General features: G+C 69.0%; 1 protein-coding gene. It reads right to left on the bottom strand.

All coding sequences use genetic code 11. The annotated features are described in order from the left end of the window. Positions 1–9884: non-ribosomal peptide synthetase (locus tag A5744_RS02780; protein ID WP_139331213.1), on the bottom strand; the 9884-nt coding region annotated here is incomplete at both ends.

Raw genomic sequence — 9884 nt, 5'->3', positions numbered from 1 at the left:
GGCATAGATCTGTCCACGGATCGGAATCTCGCTCGACAGGTCAAACCGATACCCGGCCAGCGCCACCAACTCGCCGGCCACCTCGCGCTCGGGCAGCGACACCACCGCCGCACCGCCGCGCCGCCACATGCCCGGCTGAGCCGCCAACACCTGCTGGCACGGCACCCCGTCGACGTCGGGGAATATGGTGCGCAGCGCTTCGTGGCGGACAATCACATCGTCCAGCGCGGTATCGAGCGCCCCGGCATCCAGCGGCCCGTCGATCCGGAACGCGATCGGCATGTTGTAGGTCGCCACCCCGCCCTCGAAGCGGTCCAAGAACCACAACCGGCTCTGGGCGAACGACAACGGAATCCTCGCCGGCCGCACTCCGGCGACCAATGGCTTGCGCCGCTCGCCGTCCTGACCGATCCGCGGTGCCAATTCGGCCACCGTGGGCGCGTCGAACAAGGTGCGCACCGCAAGACCGGCATCCAAACCGGTGTTGATGGCGGCGATCACCCGCATCGCCGACAGCGAATCCCCGCCCAAATCGAAGAAGGAGTCGTCGGCCCCGACCCGCTCCAGCCCTAACACCCGCGCGTAAATACCGGCCAAGATCTCCTCGGTGGGACCCGACGGCGCGCGATAACGGTCGACGTCGGTGTATTCCGGTGCCGGCAAGGCGCGCTTGTCGAGTTTGCCGTTGACCGTCAAAGGCAAGGTGTCCAGCGCCACCACCGCCGCGGGGATCATGTAAGCCGGGAGCCGCTCGGCCATTTGCGCACGTATGCCGGTGACATCGACGGTCCCGGTCACATAACCGACCAGACGCTTGTCGCCGGGGCGGTCCTCGCGGGCGATCACCACCGCCTGCTCCACCCCAGCCAAACCGCTTAGTACCGCCTGGATTTCACCGAGTTCGATGCGGTAGCCGCGGATCTTCACCTGCTCATCGGCACGGCCCACGTACCGCAGCTGACCATCGGCACCCCAACACACCACATCCCCGGTGCGATACATCCGCGACCCCGCGGTGAACGGGCACGCCACAAACCGCGCACCGGTCAGCCCCGGCCGCCGCCAATACCCAACTCCCACGCCGGCGCCGGCCACATACAGCTCGCCCACCACACCGGTCGGCACCGGACGCAACCACGCATCCAGCACGAAAAAGGCCAGACGCACCAACGGCGCCCCGACGGGGCTGGCACTGCTGTCGACGTCGTCGCCGGTGATCTCGCGGAACGAGGCATGCACCGTCGTCTCGGTGGTGCCGTACATGTTGATCAGCCGCGGTTGCCCCGGGTGGTTGTCCAGCCAGGTGCGGAGACGCTGTGGTTCCAGCGCTTCGCCGGCGAACACCACGGTCTCCAGCTGCAGCTGGCGTCCCACCTCAGGTTGCAGGGCGTCGGCGGTTTGCAGCGCGTAGAACGCCGATGGGGTCTGGCTGAGGACGGTGACTTGTTCAGCGGCGAGTAAGGCGTGGAAGTCTTGCGGCGAGCGGGCGATCTCTTCGGGCACGACGACGAGCCGTCCCCCGTCCAGCAGCGCGCCCCACATCTCCCACACCGAGACGTCGAAGGCCAAAGAATGCCACTGCGTCCACACGCCCGCGCGCTCGAGGTCGTCGTCCACCGACTCCAGCAGCTGGGTCACGTTGCGGTGGGTGATCGCCACGCCCTTGGGAACACCGGTGGTGCCCGACGTGTAGATGATGTAGGCGATGTCGTCGGCGGCCGGCGCCGGTGGCGCCGTGCTGGGCTGGACATCGATGCGGGGGTCGTCGACATCGATGACCGGCAACTGATGGCCGTCCAGCCGGTCGATCAGCCCCGCGGTGGTGATCGCGGCAATCGGCGCGGCGTCGTCGAGCATGAACCGCACCCGTGCCGCCGGCACCATCGGGTCGATCGGGAGATATGCCGCCCCGGTTTTCAGCACCGCCAAAATCGACGCGATCGCCTCGGCCGATCGCGACATCACCAGGGCCACCCGCTGTCCCGGACCCGCACCTTGACCAATCAGCAGGTGCGCCAACCGGTTAGACGCCTCGTCGAGTTCGCGATAAGTCCAGGAGCGCCCCCCGCACACCAGCGCCACCGCCTCAGGTGTGCGCGCCACCTGCGCGGCGAACAACGCCGGAATCGAACCCGTCGTGTGTTCCGGCCCGGCCAACGCCGCCCGGTTACCGCACCGATCCAAGCCGGTGCGCTCGCCCTCGTCGAGCAGGTCCACCGAGGAGATCCGCCCAGCCGGATCGGCGGTCATCGCGAACAACACACGCTCTAACCGTTCGATCAGCGTTTCGACGCTGGCGGGGTCGAACACGTCGGTGCGAAACTCGACCGCCCCGCGGATCCCGGCGGGCTCGCCCGCCCCGTCCCAGCGCTCGGCCAACGTGAATACCAGGTCCATGCGGGCGGTCTGAGTGCGCGCCGGCAGCGGCGTGACCCGCAGATCGCCGAAGGCCGAGCCCTCGGGTTCGGTGTCCTGCTTCGCGAAATTCTGCCAGGCCAGCAGCACCTGGATCAGCGGATGATGGGCCAGGCTCCGGGTCGGATTGAGCCGATCCACCAGCACCTCGAAGGGCACATCTTGGTGCTCGTAGGCGGCCAGACTGCGCTGTCGCACTTGGTCGACCAGCTCGGCTACGGTCGGATCGCCGGTCACCTCCACGCGCAGCACCAAGGTGTTGACGAAGAAACCCACCAACGCATCCAGTGCGGGGTCGCGCCGCCCGGCGATTGTGATCCCCACTGCCACATCACTATTGGCGCTGAGCTTGGCCAGCAGCACCGCCAGCGCGGCCTGAACCACCATGAAGCTGGTCGCGTTGTGCGCGCGGGCGAGATCGCGCACCCGCTGCTGCAGCTCGGCCGGCCACTCCACGTCCACACTGGCGCCCCGGTGATCGGCAACCGGCGGGTAGGGCCGATCGGTAGGCAGCTGCACGCGCTCGGGCAGCCCGGCCAGGGCCTGCTCCCAGTAGGCCAGCTGCGCCGCGATAGGGCTCTCGCTGTCGTCGAGATCACCGAGCTGCTCACGCTGCCACAGCGTGTAGTCGACATACTGCACCGCCAACGGCGCCCACCCGGGGGCTCGCCCGGCACACCGACTGGCGTACGCCACCCCCACATCACCCACCAACGGCGCGATCGACAAGCCATCCGCGGCGATATGATGCACCACCGCCACCAGCACATGATCGTCGTCGTCGACGTGGAAAAGCGTTGCCCGCAACGGGATCTCGGCGGCCAGATCGAAACTGTGACTGGCCGCCGCGCCGATGGCTTCGCCCAGCCGCTCTGCCGGCCAGCCGGTGGCATCGATGACTTCGAGGCCGAAGCCGGCCCGCTCGGCCGGCAGCACCAGCTGCCGCGGTATCCCCTCGGCGGCCGGGAACAGGGTGCGCAGGCTCTCGTGCCGCTCGACCACGTCGGTCAGCGCCGCACCCAACGCGTCGGCATCAAGGCGCCCACCCAGCCGCAACGCCACCGACAAGTTGTAGATCGGTGACGGCCCCTGCAACTGGTCCAGGAACCACAACCGGCTCTGCGCAAACGACAACGGCACCACCGCGGGCCGCTCGACCGGCACCACCGGCCCCAGCCGATCCGCGTCCCCACCGATGCGGGGCGCCAACTGGGCAACGGTGGGCGCCTCGAACACAGCGCGTACCGCAAGGCCGGCCTCCAGGTTGGCGTTGACCGCGGCGACCAGGCGCATCGCCGACAGTGAATCGCCGCCCAGGTCGAAGAACGAGTCGTCGACCCCGACGCGCTCGAGCCCTAGCACCTGGGCATAAATGCCGGCCAGAATCTCCTCGGTGGGAGTAGCCGGGGCGCGATAGCGATCGACGTCCGCATAGTCCGGCGCGGGCAGGGCGCGGGTGTCGAGTTTGCCGTTCGGGGTCAGCGGCAGCGCCTCCAACACCACCACGGCGGCCGGCACCATATACGCCGGCACCCGCTCGGCGAGCTGCTCACGTATCCCGACGGGATCCACCGTTCCGGTGACATAGCCGACGAGGCGTTTGTCGCCGGGGCGGTCCTCGCGGGCGATCACCACCGCCTGCTCAACCCCGGCCAAACCGCTTAATGTCGCCTGTATTTCGCCGAGTTCGATGCGGTAGCCGCGGATCTTCACCTGCTCATCGGCACGGCCGAAGTACCGCAGCTGACCATCGGCCCCCCAACGCACCAGATCCCCGGTGCGATACATGCGCGTCCCCGCCCCGCCGAACGGGCACGCCACAAACCGCGACGCCGTCAAATCCGCGCGGCGCAGGTACCCACACGCGAGCCCGGCGCCGGCCACGTACAACTCCCCGGCGACCCCCGCGGGCACCGGGCGTAACCAGCCGTCCAGCACGAAGAAGCCGAGATGGGCCAGCGGCACCCCGATGGGGCTGGCGTTGCTCTCGACGTCGCCGTCGACGATCTCGCGGAACGAGGCGTGCACCGTCGTCTCGGTGATGCCGTACATGTTGACCATCCGGGGCGATCCGGGATGGTTGTGCAGCCACGGCCCAAGACGTTTCGGTTCCAGCGCTTCCCCGCCGAACACCACCGTTTCGAGCTTCAGCCGCCGTCCCTGTTCGGGCGACAGCGCGTCGACGGCCTGCAGTGCGTAAAACGCGGACGGTGTCTGGCTGAAGACGCTGACCTGTTCGGCGACGAGCAAGGCATAGAGGTCTTCGGGCGAGCGCACCACCGCGTCGGGCACCACCACCAGCCGCCCACCACCGAGCAGCGCACCGAAGATCTCCCACACCGAGTAGTCGAAGGCCAGCGAATGACACTGCGACCACACGCCGGCCCCCGGCAGGCCGGCGTGCAGCGTCTCCAACAGCCGAGTGACATTGCCGTGGGTGACCGCAACACCTTTCGGCGTCCCGGTGGTGCCCGAGGTGTAGATCAGGTAGGCGATGTCGTCGGCGCGCGGTGCGGGCAGGCCCGTGCACGGAAAGGTCTGGATGCCGGGTTCGTCGATGTCGATGACCAGCAGCCCGTGACCGTCGAGTCGCTCGGCCAACCCGGCGGTGGTGAGCGCGGCAACCGGTGCGGCGTCGCCGAGCATGAACTCGATGCGCGCCGTCGGCAGCGCCGGGTCGATCGGCAGGTACGCCGCCCCGGATTTGAGCACCGCCAACATCGCCACGACCGCCTCGGCGGACCGCGAAAACAGCAGTGCCACAGACTGTCCCGGGCCCGCCCCGTGGCGGGCCAGTAGGTGCGCCAACCGGTTGGCCGCCTGGTCAACGTCGCGGTAACTCCACGAACGCTCCCCACATGTCAGCGCTATCGCATCGGGTGTGCGCGCCGCCTGCGCGGCGAACAACTCGGGAATCGACGCCCCCGCCACCGCCGGCGCGGCCAACACCGCGCGGTTACCCCAGCCATCCAGGCGGGCCCGCTCGGCGGCATCGAGCACATCCACCGACGACAACGACCGGCTGGGCTCGGCGGTGATCGCCGCCAACACCCGCCGCCAGCGCTCGACCAACGCCTCAACGGTGGCCGCATCGAACACGTCGGTGCGAAACTCGACCAGACCGCCGATCCCCGCGGGCTCCCCGGCCTCGTTCCAGCGCTCGGCCAACGAAAACGTCAGATCCATTCGCGCGGTGTGAGTTTCGGCCGGCAACGGGGTAACCTGCAGATCCCCCAGGGCCGGCTCCGCCGCGGGGTTGTTGCCCTGCCCAGGCAGGTTCTGCCAGGCCAGCATCACCTGAACAAGGGGGTGATGGGTCAGCGATCGCGTCGGGTTGAGCCGATCGACGAGCACCTCGAAGGGCACGTCTTGGTGTTCGTAGGCGGCCAGGCTGCGCTGTCGGACCCGGCCCAGTAGCTCCGCGACGGTGGGATCCCCGGCCAGGTCGATCCGCAATACCAAGGTGTTGACGAAAAAGCCGACCAGGTCATCGAGCGCGGGGTCGTCACGTCCGGCGACCGCGATGCCCAGCGCCACATCGCTGCTGGCGCCGAGCTTGGACAGCAGCACCGCCAGGGCGGCCTGGACGACCATGAAGCTGGTCGCGTTGTGCTCGCGGGCTATCCGGGCGACCTGCTCCTGTAGCTGCGCCGGCCAGTCCACGGCCACACTGGCGCCGCGGTAATCGGCGACCGGCGGGTAGGGCCGATCGGTGGGCAGCTGCAGCCGGTCGGGCATCCCGGCCAGGGCGTCCTGCCAGTAGGCCAGCTGCGCGGAGATCGCGCTGTCGGGGTCGTCCAGATCACCGAGGTGCTCACGCTGCCACAACGTGTAATCGACATACTGGACCGCCAACGGTTCCGTGCCGGGGGCGTGCCCCGCAGAGCGGCCGGCATAGGCCACACCCAGATCCCGCACCAGCGGAGCGACCGACCAGCCGTCGGCGGCGATGTGGTGGGCCACGGCCACCAGCACATGCTCGTCGTCGCCGATGCGGAAAAGCCTTGCCCGCAACGGGATCTCGGTGGCCAAATCGAACGGGTGACGCGCCGCGGCGGCAATGGCCTCACCGAGCCGCGCCGGCGGCCAATCGCCGGTATCGACGACGTCCCACCCGAAGTCGGCCCGCTCGGCGGGCACCACCACCTGCCGGGGTATCCCGTCGGTTGCGGCAAACAGGGTGCGCAGGCTCTCGTGGCGGGCCACCACATCGACCAGCGCCGCGCGCAACGCGTCGACATCCAGCGCTCCGCTGATCCGGAACGCGGTCGGCATGTTGTAGATCGGTGAGGGCCCGTGCAATTGGTCCAAGAACCACAGCCGGTTTTGGGCGTAGGACAGCGGGATTCGGGGTGGCCGCGCCATCGCCTGCAGCGGCCGGCGGGCGGGGCCGCCGCGGTGGTGGTTCAGGTACTGGGCCAGATCCCCGACTTTGGCGGCCTCGAACAGGTATCGCACCGGGACTTGACGGCCCAGCGCCAGTTGCAGGCGCGCGCTCGCGCGGGTGGCGATCAGCGAATCGCCGCCTAGGGCGAAGAAATCGTCGTCGAGCCCGACCCGGGCGACGCCCAACACCTCGGCGAACACCTCGGCGATGATCTTTTCGGTCTGAGTCTGCGGCGCCCGAAACGCGGTGGCGCCAAAAATCGGCGCCGGCAACGCTTTACGGTCGATCTTGCCCGACGAGGTCAGCGGGAACTCGTCGAGCACCACGATCTGGGCCGGCACCATGTAATCGGGCAACCACGCGCTGAGCCACTGACGCACGGTGCCGAGTTTGGTGTTGGTCTGCGGATCATTGGCGCAGGCGCCGCCTTGCGACGCCTGGGGCAGATACAGGTCGGTCAGCGCGACGTGGTCGGAGTCGGCGGGTGCGAGGAAGACCGCATCCAGGGTGCCCGCTGGGTCACCCCAGGTCACCGCCACCCGGTATCCGGTGGCCTCACCGAGGCGATACAACGCTTCGGGCACAACGGCATCGGCCGCGGCGGCGGTGGCATCGGCCAGCGCGTCGGGCACCGACAACCCGGCGGCCAGACCGGCCTCGAGACGAACCTCACTGATCAGCCCGGCGCGCGGAATCCCGGTGACCCGAACAGCGTCCGGACGTTGCGATGCCAACCGGTCCCGCAGCCCGTCGAGCCCCGCGCACCGGGCCCACGCCCAGCTCTCCGCGGCGGTCACCGAGCGCACCGGTGCGGGAGTCTTATAGACGATGACGTCGTAGCGATACCGGGTCAGTTCGTTGTCGGCCACCCCGCGTTTGACTTCGAGGTCAAGCCCGGCCACCGCCGAATCGTCGGCGGCCCAGGCGGTGAAAAACTCTGGGGCCAGCAGCAATTCGGGTTCACCGAGCACAGCGCGCTGGACACGCTGGCGGATCTCGGCAGCGTCGCCGGTTTCGGTGCGGGCCAGCGCGATCCCGGTTTGCAACGCGCCCTGCAGGGCGTGGTTGCGGACATCACCGAGAAACAGCGCCCCGCCCGGCGCCAACAACCTCATGGCGTTGTCCATGACCTCGCGTAAATAGGCGGCGTTCGGGAAGTACTGGACTACCGAGTTCAGCACGATGGTGTCGAAATATCCGTCCGGCAACGCATCGGTGACATGTGCAGGCCGGCACAGCAATTCCACCCGCTCACCCCACGACTGTGCGGCGACCGCCGCGCGCAGGCGCTCGATCGCCGCCACCGACATGTCGGTGGCCACGTAGCGCTCACACGCCGGAGCAACCTGTGAGAGCACCAGCCCTGATCCCGCGCCGATCTCCAACACCCGCCGTGGCCGCAGCGCGCGGATCCGATCCACCGTGGCGGCACGCCACTCGGCCATCTCCTCGATCGGGATCGGCTGCTCGGTGTAGCTGCTGTTCCAGCCCCGAAAGTCCATTCCGAACTCCGGCGCCTCGCCCTCGGCGCCATAGAGTTCGTCGTAGAGCCGCTGCCACCCCTCGACGACCTCGGCATCGTCCTCGACGGTGGCGGTGTCGTCGAATGCGACGTAGCCGACCAAATGCGAACCCGTGGCGCTTTCGTGTATCGCTGCGGCGGCCCGGGTGACCTGCGGGCTGGCCAGCAGGGTGTTTTCGATTTCGCCCAGCTCGATGCGCTGGCCGCGGAGTTTGACCTGAGTGTCGGCGCGGCCCAGATACTCCAGGGCTCCGGCGGGGGTCCACCGCGCCAGGTCTCCGGTGCGATACATCCGCGCTCCCGCGGCCCCAAAGGGGTTGGGCACGAACCGTTCCGCGGTCAACCCCGCTCGGCCCACATAGCCGCGTGCCAGCGCGGGCCCGCCCACATACAACTCGCCGACCACCCCGACCGGGGCGGGGTGTAACCGCGCGTCGAGCACCCACGCATGCACCCCCGCAACGGGGGCGCCAATGTTCACCCGCTGCCCCGCCGTCAGCGGCGCCCAGGTAGCCCAGATGGTCGTCTCGGTCGGGCCGTAGAGGTTGAACATCCGCCGATCCGGCGCCCACGCGGCCACCACCTCGGGTGGGCAGGCCTCGCCCATGGTGGCCAACACATTCAGCGTTTCCAGGCGGGCCGGGTCCAGCGACGACAGCACCGACGGGGTCACCACCGCCGCGCTGACTTGTTGGTCCTCCAACAACTCGGTCAACGCCTGCCCGCCATACAGATCCGGTGGGGCCACCACCACCGCCGCCACCGACCCTGCGGCCCATAACATTTCGAACACCGACGCATCGAAGGTCGGGGCGGCCACCATCAAGACCCGCGCATCCGCGCCGAGGCCGAACACCGTGCGTTGCGCCGCGGCCATCCCCGACAAACCGGCGTGGCTGACCGCCACCCCCTTGGGCACCCCGGTCGAGCCCGACGTGAAAATCACATACGCGCCGTTATCGGCCCCGAGCGGCGCCAAGCGATCGGCATCGGTGATGGGATCCGCGCGGTACCCCGAGACATCCAGATCGTCCACGCGCAGCACCGGACGCGCCCCAACCCCGGCCACCGGGTCGGCGTCACACGCCAACACACACACCGCACCCGCGGCATCCAACACCGCGGCGACGCGCTCGACGGGATGGGACCGATCCACCGGCACATAGACCCCACCGGCCTTGGCCACCGCCCACCAGGCCACCACCAACTCCGCACACCGGTCCATCGCCACGCCCACCGCGCGCTCGGGACCCACCCCCGCCTCGATCAGCACCCGCGCCCACCGCGACGACCACTCATCAAGCTCGCGATACGACATGGTGCGGCTGCCGTCGATAACTGCCGGCGCAGCGGGCGCGGCGGCCACCGCCGCGGCCAATATCTGCGGCGTCACCCCCACCGGCGCCGCCACCTCGATGCCAGACCACCGCTGCAGCACCAGATCACGCTCACCGCGATCCAGCAGCGACACCTCTCCCACCAGCACCGAGGCATCGGTCACCACCGCCTCGATCACCCGGCCAAACCAGCCGACCAACCGCTCGATGCTGGCCCGGTCGA

It is taken from the genome of Mycobacterium sp. IS-1264 (genome assembly GCF_001954195.1).
Taxonomy (GTDB): domain Bacteria; phylum Actinomycetota; class Actinomycetes; order Mycobacteriales; family Mycobacteriaceae; genus Mycobacterium.
The sequence above is the reverse complement of the archived record's forward strand: the minus strand, read 5'-3'. Positions and strand labels throughout refer to the sequence as shown.